Annotated in this window: 19 protein-coding genes; 10 read left to right on the top strand and 9 right to left on the bottom strand. The window is 58.5% G+C overall.

Annotation, left to right across the window (positions count from 1 at the left end; all coding sequences use genetic code 11):
• Nucleotide 1: 1 nt before the first annotated feature.
• The 8 genes from ABLU96_RS00560 to ABLU96_RS00525 all read right to left on the bottom strand — a co-directional run bounded on the left by ABLU96_RS00560 (nt 2) and on the right by ABLU96_RS00525 (nt 9,828).
• The gene (locus ABLU96_RS00560) at nt 2–1,006 is read right to left on the bottom strand and encodes a LacI family DNA-binding transcriptional regulator (RefSeq protein WP_032694592.1); all 1,005 of its coding nucleotides are present in this window, start codon (nt 1,004–1,006) and stop codon (nt 2–4) included.
• Between the two features lie 30 nt (nt 1,007–1,036).
• Nucleotides 1,037–2,437, bottom strand: a complete 1,401-nt coding sequence (locus ABLU96_RS00555; RefSeq protein ID WP_064405461.1) for a sucrose-6-phosphate hydrolase — start codon at nt 2,435–2,437, stop codon at nt 1,037–1,039.
• Entirely contained in the window at nt 2,437–3,807 is a 1,371-nt protein-coding gene (locus ABLU96_RS00550; RefSeq protein ID WP_064405463.1) for a sucrose-specific PTS transporter subunit IIBC, read from the bottom strand. Before ABLU96_RS00550 ends, ABLU96_RS00555 begins: the two co-directional genes overlap by 1 nt.
• A gap of 138 nt (nt 3,808–3,945) precedes the next feature.
• A complete protein-coding gene (locus tag ABLU96_RS00545) occupies nt 3,946–5,463 on the bottom strand; it encodes a carbohydrate porin (RefSeq protein ID WP_064405466.1) in 1,518 nt (505 codons plus the stop codon).
• A gap of 164 nt (nt 5,464–5,627) precedes the next feature.
• Nucleotides 5,628–6,551, bottom strand: a complete 924-nt coding sequence (locus ABLU96_RS00540) for an aminoimidazole riboside kinase (protein ID WP_025107095.1) — start codon at nt 6,549–6,551, stop codon at nt 5,628–5,630.
• Between the two features lie 281 nt (nt 6,552–6,832).
• Entirely contained in the window at nt 6,833–7,624 is a 792-nt protein-coding gene (locus tag ABLU96_RS00535) for an ABC transporter ATP-binding protein (RefSeq protein WP_025107094.1), read from the bottom strand.
• Nucleotides 7,621–8,703, bottom strand: coding sequence for an iron ABC transporter permease (locus ABLU96_RS00530; protein ID WP_064405468.1), 1,083 nt, complete (start codon nt 8,701–8,703; stop codon nt 7,621–7,623). The genes ABLU96_RS00535 and ABLU96_RS00530 overlap by 4 nt, the downstream gene beginning before the upstream one ends.
• A gap of 6 nt (nt 8,704–8,709) precedes the next feature.
• Nucleotides 8,710–9,828 carry an ABC transporter substrate-binding protein gene (locus tag ABLU96_RS00525; protein ID WP_009654147.1) on the bottom strand — a complete coding sequence of 373 codons (1,119 nt, stop codon included), beginning with the start codon at nt 9,826–9,828 and terminating at the stop codon, nt 8,710–8,712.
• Nucleotides 9,829–10,102: 274 nt separating this feature from the next.
• On the opposite strand from ABLU96_RS00525, the gene ABLU96_RS00520 reads away from it, so the two are divergent.
• From ABLU96_RS00520 to ABLU96_RS00475, 10 genes are all read left to right on the top strand, one after another.
• Nucleotides 10,103–10,495 carry a hypothetical protein gene (locus ABLU96_RS00520; protein WP_004130158.1) on the top strand — a complete coding sequence of 131 codons (393 nt, stop codon included), beginning with the start codon at nt 10,103–10,105 and terminating at the stop codon, nt 10,493–10,495.
• A 308-nt stretch (nt 10,496–10,803) separates the two neighbouring features.
• Entirely contained in the window at nt 10,804–11,286 is a 483-nt protein-coding gene (locus ABLU96_RS00515; protein WP_014228264.1) for an RcnB family protein, read from the top strand.
• Between the two features lie 441 nt (nt 11,287–11,727).
• Nucleotides 11,728–12,906 (top strand): M20 aminoacylase family protein, encoded by a 1,179-nt coding sequence (locus ABLU96_RS00510; RefSeq protein WP_064374595.1) that lies wholly within the window; start codon nt 11,728–11,730, stop codon nt 12,904–12,906.
• Nucleotides 12,907–12,925: 19 nt separating this feature from the next.
• The gene (locus ABLU96_RS00505; RefSeq protein ID WP_004848539.1) at nt 12,926–13,702 is read left to right on the top strand and encodes an ABC transporter substrate-binding protein; all 777 of its coding nucleotides are present in this window, start codon (nt 12,926–12,928) and stop codon (nt 13,700–13,702) included.
• 132 nt (nt 13,703–13,834) lie between these two features.
• Complete coding sequence (locus ABLU96_RS00500) at nt 13,835–14,788, top strand: aldo/keto reductase (RefSeq protein ID WP_014228266.1); 954 nt, start codon at nt 13,835–13,837, stop codon at nt 14,786–14,788.
• A 342-nt stretch (nt 14,789–15,130) separates the two neighbouring features.
• The gene (locus tag ABLU96_RS00495; RefSeq protein ID WP_163556892.1) at nt 15,131–17,368 is read left to right on the top strand and encodes a TonB-dependent siderophore receptor; all 2,238 of its coding nucleotides are present in this window, start codon (nt 15,131–15,133) and stop codon (nt 17,366–17,368) included.
• A 267-nt stretch (nt 17,369–17,635) separates the two neighbouring features.
• Nucleotides 17,636–19,012, top strand: a complete 1,377-nt coding sequence (gene pheP, locus ABLU96_RS00490) for a phenylalanine transporter (RefSeq protein ID WP_048261542.1) — start codon at nt 17,636–17,638, stop codon at nt 19,010–19,012.
• A gap of 149 nt (nt 19,013–19,161) precedes the next feature.
• Nucleotides 19,162–20,403, top strand: a complete 1,242-nt coding sequence (locus tag ABLU96_RS00485) for an MFS transporter (RefSeq protein ID WP_025107089.1) — start codon at nt 19,162–19,164, stop codon at nt 20,401–20,403.
• Between the two features lie 16 nt (nt 20,404–20,419).
• On the top strand, nt 20,420–21,445 hold the full coding sequence (locus ABLU96_RS00480; protein WP_064378339.1) for a sugar phosphate isomerase/epimerase: 1,026 nt from the start codon (nt 20,420–20,422) through the stop codon (nt 21,443–21,445).
• Nucleotides 21,445–22,596: a Gfo/Idh/MocA family oxidoreductase gene (locus tag ABLU96_RS00475; RefSeq protein ID WP_064405473.1), complete on the top strand. Its 1,152-nt coding sequence runs from the start codon at nt 21,445–21,447 to the stop codon at nt 22,594–22,596. Before ABLU96_RS00480 ends, ABLU96_RS00475 begins: the two co-directional genes overlap by 1 nt.
• A 37-nt stretch (nt 22,597–22,633) precedes the next feature.
• On the opposite strand, the gene ABLU96_RS00470 is transcribed toward ABLU96_RS00475, so the two are convergent.
• Complete coding sequence (locus tag ABLU96_RS00470) at nt 22,634–23,050, bottom strand: Exc2 family lipoprotein (protein WP_014228272.1); 417 nt, start codon at nt 23,048–23,050, stop codon at nt 22,634–22,636.
• Nucleotides 23,051–23,231 lie beyond the last annotated feature (181 nt).

Raw genomic sequence — 23,231 nt, 5'->3', positions numbered from 1 at the left:
ATCACCGATGCCGAAACTGCAGCGTCGCCGGCAGGTAGCGCTGTAGCGGCTCAGGCGTATTGCCGTCAATCAGCTGGCTGATTAAATCGTAGCAGTGCCAGGCCAGCTGGCGGTTGTCCTGCTGGACGGTATCAATACGCAGCGACAGCGAATCATAGAGATAGTGATCGTCAAAACTTGCCAGGTGGATGTCTGAATCCAGCAAATGGTGCTGGCTCATATAGCGCAGCACCCCTTCCAGCAGACCACAGGCGGCGGTAAACAGCGCCTTTGGCGGCCGGCCCAGGCGCGCGCAGAGGGCGGCGAACATCTCATAGCCGGAGCTGGGGTGATAGTTGCCGTTGATCACCCACTCCGGGCGCAGCGCAATGCCCGCCTGAGTCAGACCCTGCGTAAACCCGGCCAGGCGATCGCGGGAGGGCGACAGACGCGGCTGGCCGCCTAAAAACCAGAACTCATCGTGATGCTGAGGCGCGATGCGGGAAATCAGCTCCGCCGTCGGGGTAATCGAATCGGTCATCACCAGCGGCAGCGCGCTTTCAGTAGGACAGCGGTCAAACAGCACCACCGGCAGCTGTTCGCTGAGCTTCAGGTAGTCGGCATCGCTGTGCATACAGGAGGCGACGATCAGGCCGTCGACCTGGCGGGCAATCATGTTATTGACCACCATGCTCTCCTGACCGGGGTTTTCATCGGTACAGGAGATCAGCAGCTGGACGCCCGCTTCGCGGCACAGCATCTCCAGCTCATGGGAAAAGACCGCAAAGCCGTAGTTGGTGATCTCCGGCACCACCAGGCCGATGGTGTGGCTGCGGTTATCGCGCAGCGAGCGGGCGTGAATGCTCGGCTGATAGTGCTGCTCGCGGGCAATCGCCAGCACGCGCTCGCGCGTTTCCTGCGCCACGCGCAGTTCCTTGCCACGACCGTTCAGCACCAGGCTGGCGGTCGCTTTGGAAACGCCCGCCAGTTCGGCGATATCTTTAATGGTTACGCGTTTGGTTTTCATTACGACGCCATGAGCCTGAAAGCAAAACGCTTATTCTATCATGCATGTTCGCAGCGGCCAGTAGCAGAATGCATCCGGCGCGCTGCCGGAGAAAATCAGCTGCGCCGGATAATCCGGGAAGCAGCGGCTGCTCATCACCCCCTCGCCGTCGTTGATGAAAATCTCCACGCTCGACCGATCGATGAAAATCCGCAGCGAGCGCACCTCGCCGCGCCAGTAGCGATAGTGCATTTCGTCGCTGGCGAGGCTGCGTCGCGCCAGACGGATACCGCTGGCGTCGCGCTCCAGGGTTAACGCGCCGCCGAAATCAAGGCTTAGCGCGTCGTCGCCGGCGGCTTGCAGGGCGATTTCCATCGGCGCCAGCGGCAGTGCGTTCCCCTGCCAGCCGTGCGCCTCCCCGCGCAGGGCGGTCAGCTCGCGCAGCGGATGCTGGTAGAGCCGGCCGTCGATAAATTCCAGCTCGCGCAGGCAGGTCATCTGGTGGATCCAGCCGCTGGCAAGCGTCGGCTGAAGCATCTCTTCGCCGTCCGGGACGCCCATCCAGCCGACCAGCAGGCGGCGGCCATCGCTGGTGTGCATGGTTTGCGGGGCATAAAACTCAAACCCTGCGTCCAGCTCGTGCAGCTCGCCGTGTTTGAACGCGGCGCGATGGTCGTCGAAACTACCGGCCATCCACACCGCCGGATAGGTATTGAGGAAGCGCTCTTCTTCGCGGGCAATCCCCTGCGGGCAGCAGATCAGAATATGCTGGTCGCCGAGCGGAAACAGATCCGGACACTCCCACATATAGCCCGCGTCGCTCAGGCCGTTAATGCCGTAGCCGGCGATTTCGCCCTCGCTGCGCCACTGATGAAGGTCCGGGGAGCTGAACAGCAGCACCTTACCGCGCTTTTGCCGATCCTGCGCACCCAGTACCATGTACCAGCGGTCTTTATGCCGCCAGACCTTCGGGTCGCGCACGTGGCCGGTATAGCCCTCCGGCAGCGGCAGGACCGGACCGATTTTGCGGAAGGTACCGTCGGCGTTTTCCGTCGCCAGGCACTGCCACGCGGTTCGGCCGCCGTCGTCAAACTTCACGTTGCCGGTATAGCACAGGGTGAGCGTACCGTTGTTATCCACCGCGCTACCGGAGTAGCAGCCGTTGCGGTCGTACTCTTCATCCGGCATCAGCGCAATAGGCTCATGCCGCCAGCGCAGCAGATCCTCTGAACTCCAGTGCGCCCAGCACTTGAACTTATGATCGCAGGCGAGCGGGTTCCACTGGTAGAACAGATGATAGCGCCCGGCAAACTCGACAAAGCCGTTGGGGTCGTTCATCAGCCCGGTCACCGGCGCATGGTGCCAGCGCGGATAATGGCTATCGGCCAGCGCGCGCGGCTGGCCCTGCATAACGGCCTGCAAAATCGCAGGCAGACGTGATGGTAGTGACATTATTCAGCGTCCGTTTTGTATTTCAGCAGCAGAGAGACGACGAAAGCGACGCCAAAGGCGATGACCATGCCGATAATGTAGTTCAGCAGCGAGCTGGTCTGCACGATGGCCATGCCGGGAATCGCCGTCAGGCCGACTGCGGTCATATAGACGTGCACTGACACGACCCACGCGCCGCCCGCCGCGCCGCCGATCAGCGCCGCGATAAACGGCTTCATGAAGCGTAAGTTGATACCAAAAATCGCCGCCTCGGTGATGCCCAGCATAGCGGAAAACGCCGAGGGCAGCGCAATGGCTTTGATTTTGACGTCTTTGGTTTTAAACCATACCGCCAGGCAGGCGCCGCCCTGGGCGACGTTGGCCATGGACCAGATCGGCAGCAGGAAGTTGACCCCGATGGACGGGTTGCCCAGCAGTCCGGCTTCGATGGCGTGGAAGCTGTGGTGAATACCGGTAATGACGATGACCGAATAGAGACCGCCAAACAGCAGCCCGGCGAGCCAGCCGGCGTGGCTAATCAGGGTGCTGAGGACAAACGAAATGCCGTCGCCGAGCGCGCGACCGGCCGGGCCGATAATCAGCAGGGCGATAAAACCGGAAATAATCACCGTCAGGAACGGCGTCAGGATCAGGTCCAGGGCATCGGGGATCGCGCGGCGCAGCTGCTTCTCAACGATGCTCATAAACCACACCGCCAGCAGCACCGGGAACACCGTCCCCTGATAGCCGATCATGGCGATTTCGAGGCCGAAGAAGTTCATGGTATGGAAACCGGCGGCCACGCCCCAGGCGTTAGTCAGCGCCGGGTGGGTCAGAATGCCGCCGAGCGTCGCGCCGAGATAGGGGTTACCGCCGAATTCGCGGGCCGCGGTAAAGCCAATCAGGATTGGCAGAATGATAAACGCCGCCGAACTGCACATATCCAGCATGATGTAGAGGGCGTTGCTCGGATCAACCCAGCCGTAGGTTTTGACCATCCCCAGCAGGCCCATCAGCAGGCCGGAGGCGACGATAGCCGGGATAATCGGTACGAAGATGTTCGACAGCAGGCGCGCGATGCGCTGGAAAGGATTAAGCTTTTTCGCCGCGATGTCGGCGGCCTCCGATTTGCTGGATTCGCTTATACCTGCCGCCTGAATAAAGGCGGCGTAGACTTTATTCACCACCCCGGTGCCGAAAATAATCTGCATCTGCCCGGCATTGCGGAAACAGCCCTTAACCCCTTCAATTTTGCCGATAGCCTGCTGGTCGGCCAGCGCGTCATCGACCAGCACCAGGCGCAGGCGCGTGGCGCAGTGCGCGGCGCTGGCGATATTTTCCTTGCCTCCCAGAAGCGGAAGCAGCGAGCGGGAAATCTGTTCAAAATCCATAGTACCCTCTGAATGCGTAAAAAAATTCGTGTTGTCGTCCCGCGTTAACGGGGGGCGCAGTCTCTGCGTCGTTATTGTGTCCGGGGCGATGAAAGGCGCGTCGTCGCCCCGGAGGGGCCTGTCGTCAGGCGTTCACCGTCAGAACCAGGTTTCCATCTGCATACCGAACGACCATTCGCCGCCCGAGGTAAAACCATTGCTGCCCAGCGCGTCATCGCTGGCGTAATTATTCAGTTTTTTGCTCCAGTCCATCCACGAGGTGTAAAGGCGGATTTCAGGGCGGCTGAAGAAATCACCGATGCTGCCGACCTTAAATGTCGGGGCGAAGGTGAGCTTGTAGAAGCTACCGTTTACCGCATGACGATCGTTATAACCTTCGGGTTTGAGATCCATATACTGGTAGCTGCCTTCGTAAGCGAGAGCGAAGTTCTGGTTGATCTCCTGGATCAGGCGCATGTTGAGCGTGGCCCACTGATAGCTGTCGCCATCGGCATAACGGCCTTTACTGCTTTGCGCCAGGATCGCCGGGGCGATAGACCAGTTTTCGCTGAGCGGGGTGGTGCCATAGCTGGCGAAGCGCCAGGTGTTGGCTCCCGACCGTAGCGCGCCGTCAGAGCCGATACCTTTAACTTCCGCGCCCAGGCCGTGACCGTAGAGCAGGGCGGTTTTGCTGGTGCCTTCACGCAGACCGTAAAAACTGTCGTTGTGCAGGCCGAGCAGCGTATGTACACCGGTATTTGCCGCATCGCCTTTGACCGGGTTACCGTTGGTATCCTGACGGTCGTCGTTGTCTTTTGCCCGCATCCCGCTGACCATCACCTGCACCGGACCGATGAAGTTGTTCATGCTGAGGATATAGTTCTGCACGCTGTTGCTCGAGTCAGCAATATCGCCGAAATTGCGCCCGTAAAGCGAGAGGTTGCTGCGGATGCTGTCGTTCCACCTGACGTCGTAAATACCGCCGCCGGTACCGGCGAGGAACACAACGTCAGAGTCAATCCAGTGAATATCAAAGTTGTCCCGGTCGAAGCGTTTCCCGGCCCACAGGGTGGAGCCTTTAAACGCCCCTGTGAAGGTGGGCAAGTTGCCCAGTTCGACAAAGGCCTGACGAACGTTCAAATCGCTGCTGCTTGCCGTCCAGTCGTTATAAGTGGTTTGTCCGTCGGCGACCATCACTTTGAAGCGGGTCGTCGCGCCATTATCCAGGGTCTGCTTGTGTTCAAGGTTCATTTCAACATAGGTATCGGCCTGGTTTCCCAGACGACCGATAGCCCCGCCGGTTTCCCCCGCTGGCGTCATGTAGGCGCCGGATTTGGTGCTGGCGGCGGAATCATTCATTATCACGCCGGAGCGGGCGTAGCCGTGAAACTCAAAGCCGCTTTTCTCATCGGCCTTCTTCTCGAGTTTGGCGGTACGTTGAACCACTTCCTGCGTCGTGTCCTGATTTTTCTGCTGCTGCGCGATGAGCTGCTGGACCTGTTTCTCCGCCGACTCGGCGCGGTTTTCCGCAGTTTGCGCCCGGTTTTCCGCCTCCTGCAGGCGTTTTTCCAGGGCGATCAAACGGGCTTCGATCGTGCTGAGATCCGTTTGCGCGTGGGCTGAGGCGGCGCCGGTTAGCAAAGCGATAAGGACGGCGAGTGTGCTTTTTTTATACATGCTGGTTGCATCCCGAAAGGAAAATGTAAAATGTTGTTTTTTGCTAAACCGGTTTAGGCGCTATGTTAAGCATGACCCTTAACATTTTGAAATGGATTTTGCTAAACCGGTTTAATAAATGTGATGGATGCAACAAAGTGGGCCGCGCGCGGCGGCCTGAAGGATCAAAACTGGCGATTAAGATCGCGCTGGTATGGCAGGGCGGTCATGGCGCCTTTCGCCGTTGTCGCCAGGGCGCCGCAGGTTTGCGCCAGCGTGAGCGTCGGTTCCAGCGCAGCGATATCCGTCGGCATCCCGTTGGCAGCAAGGCTTGCGAGCAGTCCGGCGACAAATGCGTCGCCCGCGCCGGTGGTGTCCACGCTGACAACGGGCTTGGCGCTGAAATGGGTAAACTGCTGCTGAAAGGCGGCAAGTACGCCGGCTTTGCCCTGGGTCACCAGCAGCAGTTCAGGCTGATAGCGTTCGGTCACGCTGGCGATTCCGTAGGCTAAATCATCACTGCCGCTGATGAATACCAGCTCCTCTTCCGACAGCTTCACCACGTTGGCCATGCGCAGGGCGCGATCGAGGCAGGCGTGCAGTAGCTCCTGATCCTGCCAGAGGTCCGGGCGGATATTGGGGTCAAAGCTGACCCGGCCGCCGGCATGTTTGATGCTTTCCATCGCCGAGAAGGTGGTGCTGCGGCTGGGCTCGGCGCTGAGCGCGATGGAGCAGACGTGCAGCCACTGGTTGGCGGTAAACTGCGGCAGGTCTTCTTCCGCAAGAAACAGGTCCGCGCTGGGGCGCACCATAAAGGTAAAGGTACGTTCCCCCTGATCGTCCAGGTCGACCACCACGGTGGAGGTACGGTGCTGGCCGTCGAGGCGCATATGGCTGACGTCGACCTGCTCCTGTTGCAGGGTATGGCGCATAAAGCGGCCAAACGGATCGTCGCCGACGCGGCCGATAAATCCGCTGTCGCCGCCAAGGCGGGCGATACCGACCGCCACGTTAGCCGGGGCGCCGCCGGGGCAGCGCAGCAGGCGGCCTTCGCTCTCCGGCAGCAGGTCCACTACCGCGTCTCCCAGAACCCAAACTTTTGCATTCATGTTGAAAATTCTCCATAGCTAAACTTAATTAAACCGGTTTAGCACATTAAAGCATAGCGACAGAATGAGGGGAACGTCACGGGCGGAAAAGTGCCAATCAGGGCATAAAAACGTGAGCTGGTTAGCAAAAGAGTGATGATTCGGCCAGGCGGGAGGGGCTTCCGGTGGCGGCGGGCGAGATGGCGGCATAACGCGGTAGGCCGGAGAGGCGCAGCGCGCCGCCTCCGGCAAAGCCCTGGAGAGAGGGGATCTCAGGGCTTGATGTTCAACGCCGCAGCCGCTTAAGCCCCCGCCGCCAGACCGTCGATAATCACCTGCATCACCCCCTGAGAACAGGGCTCGATGCGCCCGCGCACGCCGTAAACCGCAGCCAGAGCCTGCGGGGTAATCACCTCGGCCGGCGCACCGTCCCCCAGCAGTTGTCCCTCTTTCAACATCAGCACGTGATCCGCGTGGCGCAGGGCGATATTGATGTCGTGAACCACCACCAGCGTGATGATGTTGCGCCTCTGCGTCTCCTCACGCACCAGATCCATCACGTGGAACTGATAGTTTAAATCCAGCGCGCTAAGGGGCTCATCCAGCAGCAGCAGGGCTGGCTGACGGATAAGCGATTGCGCCAGGCCGACGAGCTGCTTCTGCCCGCCGGATAGCCGGTCGAGATAGCTCAGCGCCAGATGTTCAATGCCTAGCTGGCGCAGCAGAGACATCACCTGTGCCTGATTTTCCGGGCTGTGCGCTCCTCCGGCGGCGCGTTGAGCGACAATAATCGACTCCAGCACCCGCAAGTGCACGCCGGCGGGCAGCGTCTGCGGCAGGTAGACCACTTTTTCCGCACGCCGGGCAAAGGGGAGGGCAAGCAGATTCTCACCGTCCAGCGACAGCTCGCCCGCGGACGGCCCCAGCCCGGCCATCGCCCGCATCAGGGTGGATTTCCCGCTGCCGTTGGGGCCGAGCAGCGCGGTGATTTTACCGCGCTGCAGCCGCGGTACCGTCAGGTCGCGGATCACCTGACGTCTGGGATAACCGGCGCTGAAATGGGTCAGCGCCAGTCCGGATACAACATGGCTCATACGTGCCCCCGATGGTGCAAAATGATGCTCAGGAAAAAAGGCACCCCCACCAGCGAGGTGACGATGCCCACCGGAATCACTGCGCCGGGAATCAGGTTTTTTGCCGCAACCGAAGCCAGCGACAGGACGAGGGCGCCGATTAACGCGCTGGCCGGCAGGTAAAAGCGGTGATCTTCGCCGAAAACCAGCCTGGCGATATGCGGCGCCACCAGGCCGATAAAACCGATTGGGCCAACGAACGCCACCGAAATCGCCGACAGAACGCTGATGCGCAGCAGGGTGGTCAGGCGCAGGCGGCGCACGTTGATGCCGAAGCTGACGGCCCGGTCCTCGCCGAGGCGCAGCGCGGTCAGCTTCCACGCGCTGCGCATTGATAGCGGCATGACGACCGCCAGTATCGCAAGCAGGATCCCCACCTTTTGCCATGAGGCGCGGTCAATGCTGCCCATCGTCCAGAACACCAGCCCCTGGAGGGTATCTTCATTGGCGACAAACTGCAGCATCGATACCAGCGCATTGAAGGTAAACACCAGCGCGATCCCGAACAGAATGACGCCGGAGGTGGCGACCTGGGTCCAGCGCGTAATACCGTCCAGCAGCAGCGCCGCCAGCAGAGCGAAGATAAAAGCGTTGGCCGAGACAAACCACTGGCCGGGAATGCCGGGAATCCCTATCCCCAGCACGATAGCCAGCGCCGCGCCGAATGCCGCCGCCGAGGAGACGCCGAGCGTAAACGGGCTCGCCAGCGGATTGTTAAGGATGGTCTGCATTTCCGCCCCGGCGAGGCCGAGAGCCAGGCCGACGACGATCGCCATCAGCGCATAGGGCATGCGGATATCCCAGACGATCGCCCGCGTCCCGGCGCTGGCGCTGGCCGGGTCGGTAAGGGTTTGCCAAAGCGCCTGCAGCGACAGGCCGGATGGCCCCATCACGAAGTCGAGCAGCAGCGAGGCGACAATCAACAGCGTCAGCAGCAGCAGCATGATGGCGCGGCGGCGCACAATGTGACGGTAGTTTGCCATTACGTCACGGCTATCGAGGCCGAACGCGACGATATCGGATTCAGGAGAGAGACTCATGGCTAATTACTCACCTTGTTGCCAGGAAAAAACAAACGGCAGATCGGGAAGGGTGGTGAAATGACGGACAATGTAGTGCCAGCTATCGTCAGGGTTGAGGTCGCTGAAGGTCTGGGGATAGATATCCTTCGCCAGATACGCCATCCCGACGATATTCCACGGATGGTTGTAGAAGTGGTGGTAAATGCCGTAAGCGCGTTTTGCTTCAATCGTCGGGATGTTGCTCACGCCGGTGCGCGACAGCAGCCGCTCCGCCTGACGATTGACCTCCTGGGGATCGGCCTGTAAACCGAGCGGCAGCACCTGGCTATTCCCGCGTTTTGAACCGGTCATAATATAGGCATCCGGCTTCATGCTAATCACTTTTTCCAGCGACACAAAGCCGGAAGCGCCCGGCAGCAGCTGCGAGCCGATATTGTTCGCGCCGACGGCTTCGACCAGACCACCCCAGCCGTTGTGGCCGTGGGTAAAGCAGCAGGCATCGCTATTACCCGCCAGCGCCTCGACAAAAACGTTAGCCTTCGGCGTGATGTTCGCGGTTTTCTGGCGGATGGCGTCCAGCTGCTGACGGTAATAGTCGGTATAGGCTTTGGCGTTTTCTTCACGGTTAAGGACTTTCCCCAGCAGATCGATACTCGGGGCGGTGTCTTTGCCGGGGTTGATTTCATAATCGACGAACAGCACGGGAATATTCAGCGCGCTGAGCTTGCTGATGACACCGCTCTCCTCCAGCGCGGGCTTCGCGCGAAGCTGGGCGATCATCAGGTCCGGCTGGCGGGAAATGACGCTCTCAAGGTCAACGTTGCCCTTATCGCTAAAGCCCATATCGAGGATCTGAGCGGATTGCGGCCACTTCTCTTGCAGCATTTTCCAGGTATTGATGTCCTGTTTTCTGGCCAGGTTATTCCATGCCACGACGCGCCTGAAGGGGTTGTCGCGGTCGAGCAGGGCCATGGCCATAATATCGCGACCATCCTGCAGGATAATGCGCTGTGGCTCATGCTGGAGCGTAATCGCGCGGCCGTCGAGATCGGTGACGGTGAGCGGATATTGCGCGGCAAAGCTACAGAGAGGAGTGGAAATCAGGGCAGTAAGGATGAACGAACCTACTGATTTTCTTGCCATAATATGCGTTCCGTTTGCTAATTTATAAATATAATGATTCTGAGAATTATTCTCGTGTAAACATAAACGGCAAGTATATCAACGGCAAATGACTTAAAATGTAACAAATTTGTTGGAATTTATTCGCGCATTCAGAAGCGGGACGCGGCAGACCAAAAGTCGATAGAAAAGTCCGAAATCAGTTTTAAGAACAATCCCTAAAGCCAGGCGGTAAAATCTTGTGCCATGCTAAATGCGACTCATAACATTAAGTTCGTTAGCGAGAGAGGACATTATGAAAAAAGCAATGATTGCGTTATCTGCGATTCTGGTAGCAGCTCCTGTTTTTGCTGCAACAACGACACACGCAACCGACGATACCGTCGCGGCGGCCCATGAAGGGGCGAACACCGCGAAAGAAAAACTGCACGAGGCCCAGCACCAGGGTGAAGAGCAGCAGCTGAAAGCCAAACACGCGGCAGAAGGCAAAAGCGACAGCGTAGGCAGCGAAGTCAGCGAAGGCGCGCAGAAAACCTGGAATAAGACCAAAGAAGGGACTGAGAAGGGCTGGAACGCGACTAAAGAAGGCACCGAAAAAGGCTGGAATAAGACCAAAGAGGTCAGCAAAGAAGGCTGGGATAAAACCAAGCAGGGTGCCGAAGAGCTAAAAACCAAAGTCACTGAGTAATCTCTGGCTATTTTCTAAAAAAGGTCGCGAAAGCGGCCTTTTTTGTTATTTGGTGCGCTTTGTTCAGCGTCGGGATAATATTTTAAAAACGTTATCATGCTCTCTCCCTGGATTTTTAGCCGCACAGCGGCGGCGAATTTATAAGTCCCCGGGAGCACCGGTCGCCAGGTGAACGGGGGGAATGCATGCAGCCAGGACATGCGCCTTAAAAGATGAAAGGTATAAGCCAGGAATTGTCCTGGTTATATTGTTACTCACTATTCCTCCACATTTTCCCGGTACAAAGGAAATATATCAGGAGGTGTATTATGAAAAAGATTCTTTCACTGGCGATTATTCTATCTTGTGCTTTGACTTCCGTCTCCTGGGCGGATGGTCCTGGCGGCAACAACCACGGTCAGCAGCAGGTCTGGCAGCAAGACGCCGGCCGCGGCGGCCCGGACGGCAACCGTCAGCAGGGGCCGGGCAAGGGGCCGCAGGCCAACAATCATCAGGGTAACGACGATAACCGTGGCCCGTCGCGCGGTGACAAGGGGCCGCAGGGTAACTCTCATCAGGAGCGCCATGAGCGGGACCATTTCGCGTGGAACGGCCATGATTTTCGCAAAGGTCAGCCGGCTCCGGAACGTTATCGCGGCAATGATTACCGGATAAACGACTGGAACGATCGCGGATTACCGGCACCGCCGCACGGGCAGCACTGGTCCTATATTGACGGTAACTATGTGCTGATTGCCGCCGCGACCGGGATTATTACGTCGATCCTGATTAACGGCGCGCTGAGCCACTAACCTTTTCTGCTTTAACCTCGCAACCGCCTCCTCCGGAGGCGGTGCTGTGCACCTGTCCGCGCTACCGATTTCCCCGCGTCTGAGGGACGGTAGTCCGGCCAGCCTGGCGCTATTGGGCACTGCCCACCCGCCCCTGTTCTCACATCAAATCCGCTTAAAAACCGCAAAGTTGAAAATATCATCCTTGCGCCTCTTCTTTGATGTTTTATCTGCTTATTTAGGCTTTATAAATGAGTATTGTGCTTCATGGTTAATAAAAGGCAGAGAATGTAAGACGTTTCCTGGTTCAGGTGATAGTAAAACTCGTCCGCTTCGCCGTTAAATCGCTATGAATAAATCAGATGAAAACCCCGCGCGGAATAAGAAATCCTGCTTGCAATAAACCCTTAGCACGTTAAGTTATTAAAGCTTAGCACTTGATTCTATATCCCGGAGACCGGCATGACCGACTGTGTAATTCCTGAAATTAAAGCTACCGAAGATGAAATGATTGCGATCCGTCATTATTTGCACGCCCATCCGGAATTAAGCCTGGAAGAGTTTAATACCAGCGAGCTGGTGGCCGGAAAACTGACCGAGTGGGGCTATACGGTGACCCGCGGGCTGGCGAAAACCGGGGTGGTAGGAACGTTAAGCAAGGGCGATTCGCCGCGTACTATCGGCCTGCGCGCCGACATGGACGCGCTGCCGATTTTCGAAGCGACCGATCTCCCCTGGGCCAGCACCGTGGCCGGAAAAATGCACGCCTGCGGCCACGACGGCCACACCACCATTCTGCTGGCGGCGGCGAAATATATCGCCTCGCCGGCCTGCCAGTTCAACGGCACGGTACACCTGATTTTCCAGCCCGCGGAAGAAGCGATCGGCGGCGCGGATTTAATGATCAAAGACGGCCTGTTTGAGCGCTTTCCCTGCGAGCGCATCTTCGGCCTGCATAATATGCCGGGCCTGCCGGTGGGGAAAATCGGCTTTTACGCCGGGAATTTTATGGCCTCGGCGGATACGGTAAAAATCACCATTACCGGCTACGGCGGCCACGGCGCGCATCCCGAGCGCACCGTCGATCCCATTGTTACCGGCGCGGCGCTGGTGATGAATCTGCAAAGCATCGTTGCGCGTAACGTACCGCCGGGCGAAACCGCGGTGGTGAGCGTCGGCACCTTCCAGGCGGGTATCGCCTCCAACGTCATCCCTGAGAACGTGGTGATGGAGCTGAGCGTGCGGGCGATGAAGCCGGAAATTCGCGACCTGCTGATTACGCGGATCAAGGAGCTCGCTGATTTTACCGCCAAAAGCTACGGCGCCAGCAGCGAGGTAGCGGTTTTTGACTCCTATCCGGTACTGACCAACAGTGTCGAAGAGACCGAATTCGCCAAAGCGCTGGCGCTGGACGTCTTTGGCGAGGAGGGCGTGCTGGAATCCATTTCGCCGATGAACGCCAGCGAAGATTTCGCTTTTATGCTCCAGCAGCGCCCCGGCTGCTACTTCCTGCTGGGCAATGGCGAGAAAGGCGGGAAGGGCAGCTGTATGGTGCACAACCCCGGCTATGACTTTAATGATGACATTATTTCTACCGGCGCGACGCTGTTCGCCCGGTTAGTTGAAACACACTGCCGTTGATCTCTGGAGTCCGTAAATAATGAAAAAATCTCTTCTGCTGTGGGTCGCGCTGATGGCCTCAACTTCAGCCCTGGCCGCAGAAAATAAGGAAATTCGCTTTGGCGTCGATCCGACTTTCGCGCCGTTTGAATGGAAAGATCCGCAGGGTAAGCTGGCGGGTTTTGATATTGACCTCGGCAACGCGATTTGCGCCCAGCTGCAGGCGAAGTGCGTGTGGGTGGAAAGCAACTTCGACGGCATTATTCCGGCGCTGAAGGCGCGTAAGTTCGACGCGATCCTCTCCGGCATGTATATGACCGAGAAGCGTAAAGAGCAGATCGGCTTTAGCGACAAGCTGTACAACGGCCCGGTGTTCCTCGTGGCGCGTAAAAACACCCTGGCCGGGAATACCGTCGAGCAGCTGAAGGGCAAAACCATCGGCGTAGAGCAGGGCTCGGCGCAGGAGACTTACGTTAACCAGCACTGGCGCACGGCGGGGATCAATATCGTCGCCTATCAGGGGGCGGATCGCGTGGTTCAGGATCTGGAGTCCGGGCGTATTGACGGCGCGGTGCTTTCCGGGATGATGGCCGACTACAGCTTCCTGCAGCAGCCGCAGGGTAAAGATTTTGCCTTCGTTGGCGGCCACCTGAAGGACGACAAGCTGTTCGGCGCCGGCGCGGCGATTGGCCTGCGCAAAGAGGACGATGCTCTGCGCCAGGAGATAAACGGCGCGATTGCCACTATTCTCGCCGACGGCACCTATAAAAAGTTAGCCGGGAAATATTTTAGCTTTGACGTCTATTCCGGGACATAATGTTGTTATGCATTCAGCGGGCACGGATAGCCCGCTTCAAGCTTCCTTTTTCTTACTATCCCGTAATTGTCCTTTTCTGGCCCTCACGGCGTTCCGAAGGATACTGAATATAAGCGATAAGGAGTGAACGGCATGATGACACGTCCCTTGGGCAAAACCGGATTTTCCATCGCCCCGCTGGTGTTTGGCGGTAACGTTTTTGGCTGGACCATCGATGAAAAAACCAGTTTTGCCATTCTTGATGCGTTTATAGACCACGGCTTCGATGCTATCGACACGGCGGATGTCTACTCCCGCTGGGCGGATGGCAACCAGGGCGGCGAGTCTGAAACCATTATCGGCCGCTGGCTACAGGCGCGGCCAGGCATGCGCGATAAGGTAAAGCTCTTCACCAAAGTGGGTTCCGATTTAGGCCTTCCCGGTCATAAAGGGTTGAAAAAAGCCTGGATCCAGCAGGCGGTGGACGACTCCCTGCGACGCCTGAATACCGATTATATTGACCTCTATTTCGCCCACTGGCCGGACCCGGAAACGCCGGTCGCCGAAACCCTCGACGCCTTCCACGCCCTACAGCAGGCGGGGAAAATCCGCGCCATGGGCGCCTCGAACCTCGATGCGCAGCAGCTTTCAGGCGCGCTGGAGGTGTCGCGTAAAAGCGGCCTGCCGGCCTGGCAGGTGCTGCAGCCGGAATACAATCTTTATCATCGCTCGGCTTTTGAGGGCGCGCTCTGCGACCTGTGCATCAGCCGCGATATCGGCGTGGTGACCTACTACAGCCTGGCGTCCGGCTTCCTGACCGGCAAATACCGCCAGCAGTCCGACCTGGCGCAAAGCCAGCGCGGGGGCGGTATCGGCAAATATCTCAATCCTCGCGGGCTGCGTATTGTCGATACCCTGGTTGAAGTGGCGGAGCAAAGCGGCGCTAAACCTGCCGAAGTCGCGCTGGCCTGGCTGATGAGCCGCGACGGCGTGACGGCGCCCATCGCCAGCGCCACCAGCCTCGCTCAGGTGGAGAGCTTTGCTCGCGCCGCCGCGCTGAGCCTGAGCGCCGGGCAGCTGGCGCGTCTGGATACCGCCAGCGCGTAGTGATTGAGGCCGGAGCCTGTCGGGTTCCGGCCTTTTGTCTCTCCGCGTTTTGCTGCGCGCGCTTCCTCACCTTTCGCCCAAACCTCTGCGGCGAATCCCTTTCAGCGAAAAATGAAACGTTTTTCCAGACGGCAAAAGCCAGGCTTGATTACGATAAGATAATGCGTATAGTTCTCATTCTTCTTCTTGTTTGCGGTTTTATCAGGAGATAACCTGCGTACGTCGCGGGCTCACAGGGAAACGGCGAAGGCACTGGATGGGGCTCACAGGCGCAAGACCGGAAATGCGAATTTCGGCGGCGGAGTCACTATCGGATCGTTGATTTTGTTCAGGACTGATCTTATGAAACGCACTCTCCCGGCGCTGGCCGTCTCTGCCAACTTAAGCGGCTGCGCCGCACCGGCTTTCCCGCTGCGGAAAACGCTGCTGGCGTTAACCATTGGCGCAATCTCCCATTCGGCAACGGCGGCGGAAAACGTCGCCGAACGCCAGAAAAGCGAAGAAACGATGGTCGTTCAGGCCGCATCCGCCAGCGATTTTAAAGCCGGCGGCGATTTGATAGTGCCCGCCTATCTCGATGGTCAGATAGCCAACGGCGGCCGTCTAGGGATGCTCGGCGAACAAAACGCGATGGACGTTCCGTTTAGCATCATCGGCTATACCTCGAAGCTTATCGAGGATCAGCAGGCGAAAACCATCGCCGATGTGGTCAGCAACGATGCCGGGGTTCAGCCGGTGCAGGGCTACGGTAACTACGCCGAGACCTACCGCATTCGCGGCCTTAAATTTGACGGCGACGATATGACCCTGAGCGGGCTGGCGGGCGTGGTGCCGCGTCAGGTGGTGGATACCGCCATGCTTGAGCGGGTCGAAATTTTTAAAGGCGCCAACGCTCTGCTTAACGGTGCGGCCAGCTCCGGCGTCGGCGGGATGATCAACCTGGAGCCTAAGCGCGCGGAAGATACCCCGACCGCCCGCGTGGGCGTCGACTATACCTCGGATTCTCAGGTCGGCGGTACGCTGGATTTGGGCCGCCGCTTTGGCGACGACAACCAGTTCGGCGCGCGGGTGAATCTGGTGCACCGCGAAGGCGAGGCGGCGGTGGAGAGTGATAAGCGCAGAACCACGCTGGCCTCCATAGGGCTCGATTATCGCGGCGAACGGATGCGCAGCTCGTTTGACTTTGGCTATCAGAAAAAAACCTTCCACGGTAGCCCGATGGGCATCAACATTTCGGGCGTCGATTTTATTCCGCGCCTGCCGGATAACACCCACAACTACACGCAAAAATGGGCTTACAGCGATATCGAAAATGAGTTCGGTATGCTGAGAATGGAATACGACATTGTCGATAAATGGACCGCCTACGCCGCTCTGGGGGCGCAGCATGCCCATGAAATCGGTCTCTATAGCGCCTCGAAGCTGATTGACCGGGCGGGCAACGCCACGGCGGGGCGCCTGGACACCAACCGCTATATGGATACCGCCAGCGGCATGGCCGGGATACGCGGCGAATTCGCCACCGGTTTTGTGTCGCACAAGGTCAACGTCGGCTATTCGGCGAAAACCCAGAACGACAAAACCGCGTGGCGGATGTCGAAGGCGGCGGATAATCCGCTGGTGAATATCTACGATACCCGTCCGGTTGCGCCCCCGGCGAACGCATCATTCGGCGGCGACTATGGCGATCCGCTCACCAGCGGCCGCACCCGTTCCCAGGGCTGGCTGCTGAGCGACACCCTCGGCGTGCTGGACGATACGCTGCTGTTCACCGTCGGCGCCCGTCATCAAAAAGTGGTGGTGCGCAACTACGATAAAGTCACCGGCCTGCAAAGCGATGCGTATGACGATAGCCGCTGGATGCCGACCTATGGCGTGGTCTATAAGCCGTGGCAGGTTCTCTCTTTATACGCTAACCATACCGAAGCCCTGCAGCCGGGCAGCAATGCGCCAACCTCCGCCGCTAACTATGGGGAAAGCGTCGGAATTATTCACTCAAAACAAAACGAAGTCGGGATGAAGGCGGATTTTGGCCGCATTGGCGGCTCGCTGGCGCTGTTTGAAATTAAAATGCCTTCCGCCTTCCTGGATAGCCAGAAACGCTATGGCCTTAACGGCGAGCAGCGCAATCGCGGCGTGGAATTTAACGTTTTCGGCGAACCGCTGTACGGCCTGCGCCTTAACGCCAGCGCGACCTGGCTGAAAGCCGAACTGTCGAAAACCAAGGATGGCGTCAATGATGGTAAAACGGCCATCGGCGTACCGGGCTTCTACGCGGTGCTTGGCGCAGAGTATGACATCAAACCTATCGACGGCCTGACCGCCACCGCACGCCTCAATCACTCGGGTTCGCAGTATGCCGACCAGGCGAACAGCAAGAAGATTGATAGCTTCACGACCCTGGATCTCGGCGTGCGCTATCGTCTGGCGCTTAACGAGAACCAGAATCAGATGACGGTACGCGCGGGCGTCGATAACGTGACGGATGAGAACTACTGGTCCGGCGCGGACGACAGCGGAACCTATCTGTTCCGCGGCGAACCGCGCACGTTCAAGGTTTCGGTCGGCTACGAATTTTAAGGCAAAACCGCAGGAGCGGGCAGGGCGGCTCGCCGGTTGTAATAAATCAATGAATGTATAAAGCCAGGGCATCTGCGGCTTGAAGTATGACGATTTTATACCCTAAATAATTCGAGTTGCAGGAAGGCGGCGACGCAGGGAATCCCCAGGAGCTTACTCCAGTAAGTGACTGGGGTGAGCGAGAAAAGCCAACGCACATGCAGCTTGAAGTATGACGGGTATAAGTGTTAAAAGGTGCCCCTTCATATATATACACAGGGGATCGACGTGAAAGACGCGTCAACATCGTCGGATGCCGTAGAGGAAAGCGGCCCGACGCTTCATCGCGGTTTACAGAACCGACATATTCAACTTATCGCCCTTGGCGGCGCCATCGGTACTGGCCTGTTTCTCGGCATCGGGCCGGCGATTCAAATGGCGGGACCGGCCGTACTGCTCGGCTATGCCGTCGCCGGGATAGTTGCCTTTCTAATCATGCGCCAGCTGGGCGAAATGGTCGTCGAAGAACCGGTTTCAGGCTCCTTTGCCCACTTTGCTTATAAATACTGGGGCCCGTTCGCCGGTTTTCTTTCCGGCTGGAACTACTGGGTGATGTTCGTGCTGGTCGGGATGGCGGAGCTGACCGCCGCCGGGATATATATGCAGTACTGGCTGCCGGATGTGCCGACGTGGATCTGGGCCGCCGCGTTCTTCATCATTATCAACGCCGTAAACCTGGTGAACGTGCGCCTGTACGGCGAAGCGGAGTTCTGGTTCGCGCTGATTAAGGTGCTGGCGATTATCGGCATGATCGGCTTTGGCCTGTGGATGCTGTTCGGCGGCCACGGCGGCAGCAAGGCGGGAATCGATAACCTGTGGAAACACGGCGGTTTCTTCGCCACCGGCTGGCACGGCCTGATCGTGTCGCTGGCGGTGATCATGTTCTCCTTCGGCGGACTGGAGCTTATCGGCATTACCGCCGCGGAAGCGCAGAACCCGGAAAAGAGCATCCCGAAAGCGGTTAACCAGGTGGTATACCGTATTCTGCTGTTTTATATCGGTTCGCTGGTGGTTCTGCTGGCGCTCTATCCGTGGGTGGAAATCAAATCCGACAGCAGCCCGTTCGTGATGATCTTTCATAATCTCGACAGCAACGTGGTGGCTTCCGCGCTGAACTTCGTGATTCTGGTAGCGTCGCTGTCGGTTTATAACAGCGGCGTTTACTCGAATAGCCGGATGCTGTTCGGTCTGTCGGTGCAGGGCAATGCGCCGAAGTTTCTCGCCCGCGTCAGCAAGCGCGGCGTGCCGGTTAACTCCCTGCTGCTCTCGGGGATTATCACCTCGCTGGTGGTGCTGCTTAACTATCTGCTGCCGCAGAAAGCCCTCGGCCTGCTGATGGCGCTGGTGGTAGCAACGCTGCTGCTGAACTGGATTATGATCTGCCTGGCGCACCTCAAGTTTCGCGCCGCCCAGCGGCGCAAGGGGCGCGAGTCGAAGTTTAAAGCGCTGCTGTCGCCCGCCGGAAACTATATCTGTATCGCCTTTCTGGGGCTGATCCTGGTGCTGATGTGCACGATTGACGGGATGCGCCTGTCGGCGATTCTGCTGCCGGTGTGGATCCTGTTCCTGTTTGTGGCCTTTAAAACCCTGCGCCGTTCGGCGTAGCGCGATCGCCCCGTCGTCCGGCGGGGCATTATCTCTTTTATTGTGATCTTCTTCGCGCTTAGCGTATTTTGCCCGCGATCTTCTTTTTGTAATCGATTACTTTTTATTTGAGCGTATTTGTAATCGATTACTTTTTGAGGGCGGTCGAAATGGTCACAACAACCGAAGGTCGTGAAAGTCCCCGCGTAGCTCACCGTTTTCTGGTGCCGCGGCTGTCGTTAATGATGTTTATGCAGTTCTTTATCTGGGGTAGCTGGTCGGTGACGCTGGGGCTGGTGATGACCCGCTATGAGATGTCGCTGCTGATCGGCGATGCTTTCTCCGCCGGGCCGATTGCGTCTATTCTCTCGCCGTTTGTGCTGGGAATGCTGGTCGATCGCTTTTTCGCTTCGCAGAAGGTGATGGCGGTGATGCATCTGGCCGGAGCGGTTATTCTGTGGTTTGTCCCGCAGGCGCTGGTGGCGCAAAACGGCGCGCTGCTGATTGGCCTGCTGTTCGGCTACACCCTGTGCTATATGCCGACGCTGGCGCTGACCAACAACATCGCTTTCCACAGCCTGGCGAACGTCGATAAAACCTTTCCGGTGGTGCGCGTCTTCGGCACCATCGGCTGGATTATCGCCGGTATCTTCATCGGCGTCACCGGTATCTCCGATACCACCGGCATTTTTACCCTGGCGGCGCTCTGCTCGGCGGCGTTGGCCGTTTATAGCCTGACGCTACCGCACACGCCGGCGCCGGCGAAAGGAACGCCGGTCCAGTTTCGCGATCTGCTGTGCGCCGACGCTTTCGCGCTGCTGAAAACGCGCCACTTCCTGATTTTCTCCCTCTGCGCGACGCTGATTTCGATTCCGCTGGGGACCTACTACGCCTATACCGCCTCTTATCTGGCGGATGCCGGCATCGCGGACGTCAGCACCGCGATGTCGTTCGGTCAGATGTCAGAAATTTTCTTTATGCTGGTGATCCCGCTGCTGTTCCGCCGCCTCGGGGTGAAATACATGCTGCTGATCGGCATGGCGGCGTGGTTCGTGCGCTACGCCTTCTTTGCGCTGGGGGTCAGCGAAGAGGGGCGTTTCCTGCTCTATCTCGGCATCCTGCTGCACGGCGTGTGCTATGACTTTTTCTTTGTTGTCGGCTTTATCTATACCGACCGCGTGGCCGGTGAAAAAGTGAAGGGCCAGGCGCAAAGCATGATCGTGATGTTCACCTACGGTATCGGCATGCTGCTGGGGTCGCAGATCTCCGGCGCGCTGTACAACCATCTGGTGGCAGGCCAGAGCGTACCGCAGGCGTGGGTGACCTTCTGGTGGATCCCGGCGGTGGCCGCTGCGGTTATCGCGCTGATTTTCCTTTTCTCTTTCCATTACAACGAGAAAGAGCAGCGTTAATTTTTCAGGAGGTGGTATGAAAACAATCAAAGGACCGGGCATTTTCCTGGCGCAGTTTATCGGCGCGCAGGCGCCGTTTAATACCCTGGAGGGCCTGGCGCAGTGGGCCGCCGGTTTGGGCTATCAGGCACTGCAGATCCCCTGTAACCATCCGGCGATTTTCGACGTTGAACGCGCCGCCGCGAGCCAGACCTACTGCGATGAGGTGAGCGGCATCCTGGCGGAACAGGGCCTGGCGATCGGCGAGCTGTCCACCCATCTTGAGGGGCAGCTGGTGGCCGTTCATCCGGCTTATGATACGGCCTTTGACGCGTTTGCGCCCGCCGCGCTGCGCGGTAACCCGCAGGCGCGCCAGCAGTGGGCGGTAGAGAAAGTGCGCCAGGCGGCGGTGGCCTCGGCGCGTCTGGGGCTGAAGGCGCATGCCACCTTTTCCGGGGCGCTGGCGTGGCCTTATTTTTATCCGTGGCCGCCGCATAATCAGCCGCTTCTCGATGAGGCCTTCGATGAACTGGCCCGGCGCTGGCGACCGCTGCTGGACGTTTTTGACGAACAGGGCGTGGATGTCTGCTACGAAATCCATCCCGGCGAAGACCTGCATGACGGCGTGACCTTCGAGCGTTTCTTGCAGCGGGTCGATAACCATCCGCGCTGCAATATGCTCTATGACCCCAGCCACCTTCATCTTCAGCAGATGGACTACCTGGCGTATATCGATATCTATCATTCGCGAATCAAAGCGTTTCACGTCAAAGATGCCGAATTCCGCCGCGACGGGCGCAGCGGGGTCTACGGCGGCTATCAGAACTGGCAGCAGCGGGCGGGGCGTTTTCGTTCGCTGGGCGATGGGCAGATCGATTTCAAAACGATTTTCAGCAAGCTCACCGAGTATGATTTTGACGGCTGGGCGGTGCTGGAGTGGGAGTGCTGCCTGAAGGACGCGGAGGTCGGCGCGCGCGAAGGCAGCGAGTTTATCCGCCGCCATATCATCCCGGTCTCCGGGCGGGCGTTTGACGATTTCGCCGCAGGCAAGGAGGAGGAATAATGATTCAGGTCGGCATTATTGGCTCCGGATTTATCGGGCCGGCGCATCTGGAAGCGCTGCGCCGGGTGGGCGACATCGAGGTGGTGGCGCTGTGCGACGGTTCGCTGGAGATGGCGCAGCAGAAGGCGCGCCAGCTCAACGTGGCGCACGCCTACGGTAGCGTTGAGGCGCTGCTGGCGCATCCCGGGCTACAGGTGGTGCATAACTGTACGCCGAACCATCTGCATGCGCGGATTAACCGACAGATCCTCTCCGCCGGACTGCACGTCTTTTCAGAAAAGCCTCTCTGCATGACCGCGGAGGAGGCCTGTGAGCTGGTGGCGCTGGCGGAAAGCGCCGGGGTGATTCATGGCGTCAGCTTTGTTTATCGCCAGTTTGCCATGGTGCAGCAGGCGGCGGCGATGATGCGCAACGGCGATGTCGGGAGGCTGTTTGCGGTGCACGGCAGCTATTTGCAGGACTGGATGCTGCTGGAGACCGACTATAACTGGCGGGTGGATTCGGCGCAGGGCGGGGCCTCGCGGGCGATGGCCGACATTGGTTCCCACTGGTGCGATACGGTGCAGTTTATGACCGGCCGACGCATTGTGGAGGTGATGGCGGACCTCTCCATCGTCTGGCCGACGCGCCAGGCGCCCGTGGCCGGCGACGCGACGTTCAGCCAGCATCGCGATGATATCGCGTATGAAGCGCGGCCCGTCGATACCGAAGATTTGGGGTCGGTCCTGTTTCGCTTCGACGATGGCAGCAAAGGGAGCTTTATCGTTTCGCAGGTCAGCGCCGGGAGAAAAAACGGCCTGACGGTGGAGATCGGCGGCAGCCGCTGTTCGCTGGCCTGGGATCAGGAAATGCCACAGCGGCTGTGGATTGGCCATCGCCAGGGGCCAAACCAGCTGCTGAGCGACGATCCGAGCCTGATGCTCGGCGAGGCCGCCGCCAGCGCCCACTTCCCCGGCGGGCATAATGAAGGCTGGCCCGATGCGTTTAAAAATATGATGCTGAGCTTTTATCAGGCGGTGCGCACCGGTGAGATGCCGCCGGCATCGTCACGGCGTTTCGCCTCGTTCTACGAGGGGGCGGATGTGATGTACATCATTGCGGCGATAGTGAAAAGCCATCAGCAGCAGCGCTGGGTGAAGGTGGAAAGATAAGCCGAAGGCGCGGTGCGCATTTCGCGCACCCGCTGGGTTATTTCACGCCAAAATAGCCGTCGAGATACGTTCCGGCCAGTTCATTACCGAACAGCACGGCGTCTTTATTTTCCATTTCGTTATCCCATTTATCGCTGACGTTGCCGGTAAATGCGTGCTGGGTTTTTGTGCCCTCTGCCACCTGCTGCCTGATTGCGTCGGCGGTACGGCGGGCGTCGCTTTCGCTCATCCCCGACTTTCTGTCCTGCTGGCCGCGGGCATAGATGTCGGTAAAGTTCGGCAGATTTAAGCGGTAGTTTTCCTGACGGTTACTAACGAAGTTACCGCCGACGAAATCGCTGCGGTGTGAGACAAAATAGTAAGCGTGGCGTTCCGGGGACGATTTTGAGGAGGTACAGCCGGAAAGGGCGGCAAGCGAACAGCCGAGCGCGATAAACGCTATTTTTAGTTTCATTGATATCATCATCCATAATTATTAGAACAGGTATACCGATCATTCGGCTACAGAACAAAACGGCTAATTATGTCTATACGGTAGCACCTGAAGACCCATGAATCCAAGGGTCTTCAGGCAGCATTTTTTAGTTCTGCGCCAGCCCGCCATCAACGTAGTCTGGTGGTTGCTGACAGCCCCT

The sequence above is a fragment of the Klebsiella sp. CN_Kp106 genome (assembly GCF_040064575.1).
In the GTDB taxonomy this organism is placed as follows: Bacteria; Pseudomonadota; Gammaproteobacteria; order Enterobacterales; family Enterobacteriaceae; genus Klebsiella; species Klebsiella michiganensis.
Note: the sequence above shows the minus strand (reverse complement) of the source record. Positions and strands in the feature narration are given on the sequence as shown.

Bases quoted from the DNA above. Each gene is read 5' to 3' on its own strand.
- ABLU96_RS00510 (WP_064374595.1), top strand. From the start codon at position 11,728: ATGACCGACTGTGTAATTCCTGAAATTAAAGCTACCGAAGATGAAATG.
- ABLU96_RS00485 (WP_025107089.1), top strand. From the start codon at position 19,162: ATGGTCACAACAACCGAAGGTCGTGAAAGTCCCCGCGTAGCTCACCGT.
- ABLU96_RS00520 (WP_004130158.1), top strand. From the start codon at position 10,103: ATGAAAAAAGCAATGATTGCGTTATCTGCGATTCTGGTAGCAGCTCCT.
- ABLU96_RS00535 (WP_025107094.1), bottom strand. From the start codon at position 7,624: ATGAGCCATGTTGTATCCGGACTGGCGCTGACCCATTTCAGCGCCGGT.
- ABLU96_RS00525 (WP_009654147.1), bottom strand. From the start codon at position 9,828: ATGGCAAGAAAATCAGTAGGTTCGTTCATCCTTACTGCCCTGATTTCC.
- ABLU96_RS00475 (WP_064405473.1), top strand. From the start codon at position 21,445: ATGATTCAGGTCGGCATTATTGGCTCCGGATTTATCGGGCCGGCGCAT.
- ABLU96_RS00505 (WP_004848539.1), top strand. From the start codon at position 12,926: ATGAAAAAATCTCTTCTGCTGTGGGTCGCGCTGATGGCCTCAACTTCA.
- ABLU96_RS00545 (WP_064405466.1), bottom strand. From the start codon at position 5,463: ATGTATAAAAAAAGCACACTCGCCGTCCTTATCGCTTTGCTAACCGGC.
- ABLU96_RS00500 (WP_014228266.1), top strand. From the start codon at position 13,835: ATGATGACACGTCCCTTGGGCAAAACCGGATTTTCCATCGCCCCGCTG.
- ABLU96_RS00550 (WP_064405463.1), bottom strand. From the start codon at position 3,807: ATGGATTTTGAACAGATTTCCCGCTCGCTGCTTCCGCTTCTGGGAGGC.
- ABLU96_RS00555 (WP_064405461.1), bottom strand. From the start codon at position 2,437: ATGTCACTACCATCACGTCTGCCTGCGATTTTGCAGGCCGTTATGCAG.
- ABLU96_RS00480 (WP_064378339.1), top strand. From the start codon at position 20,420: ATGAAAACAATCAAAGGACCGGGCATTTTCCTGGCGCAGTTTATCGGC.
- ABLU96_RS00530 (WP_064405468.1), bottom strand. From the start codon at position 8,703: ATGAGTCTCTCTCCTGAATCCGATATCGTCGCGTTCGGCCTCGATAGC.
- ABLU96_RS00470 (WP_014228272.1), bottom strand. From the start codon at position 23,050: ATGAAACTAAAAATAGCGTTTATCGCGCTCGGCTGTTCGCTTGCCGCC.
- ABLU96_RS00515 (WP_014228264.1), top strand. From the start codon at position 10,804: ATGAAAAAGATTCTTTCACTGGCGATTATTCTATCTTGTGCTTTGACT.
- ABLU96_RS00495 (WP_163556892.1), top strand. From the start codon at position 15,131: ATGAAACGCACTCTCCCGGCGCTGGCCGTCTCTGCCAACTTAAGCGGC.
- ABLU96_RS00560 (WP_032694592.1), bottom strand. From the start codon at position 1,006: ATGAAAACCAAACGCGTAACCATTAAAGATATCGCCGAACTGGCGGGC.
- ABLU96_RS00540 (WP_025107095.1), bottom strand. From the start codon at position 6,551: ATGAATGCAAAAGTTTGGGTTCTGGGAGACGCGGTAGTGGACCTGCTG.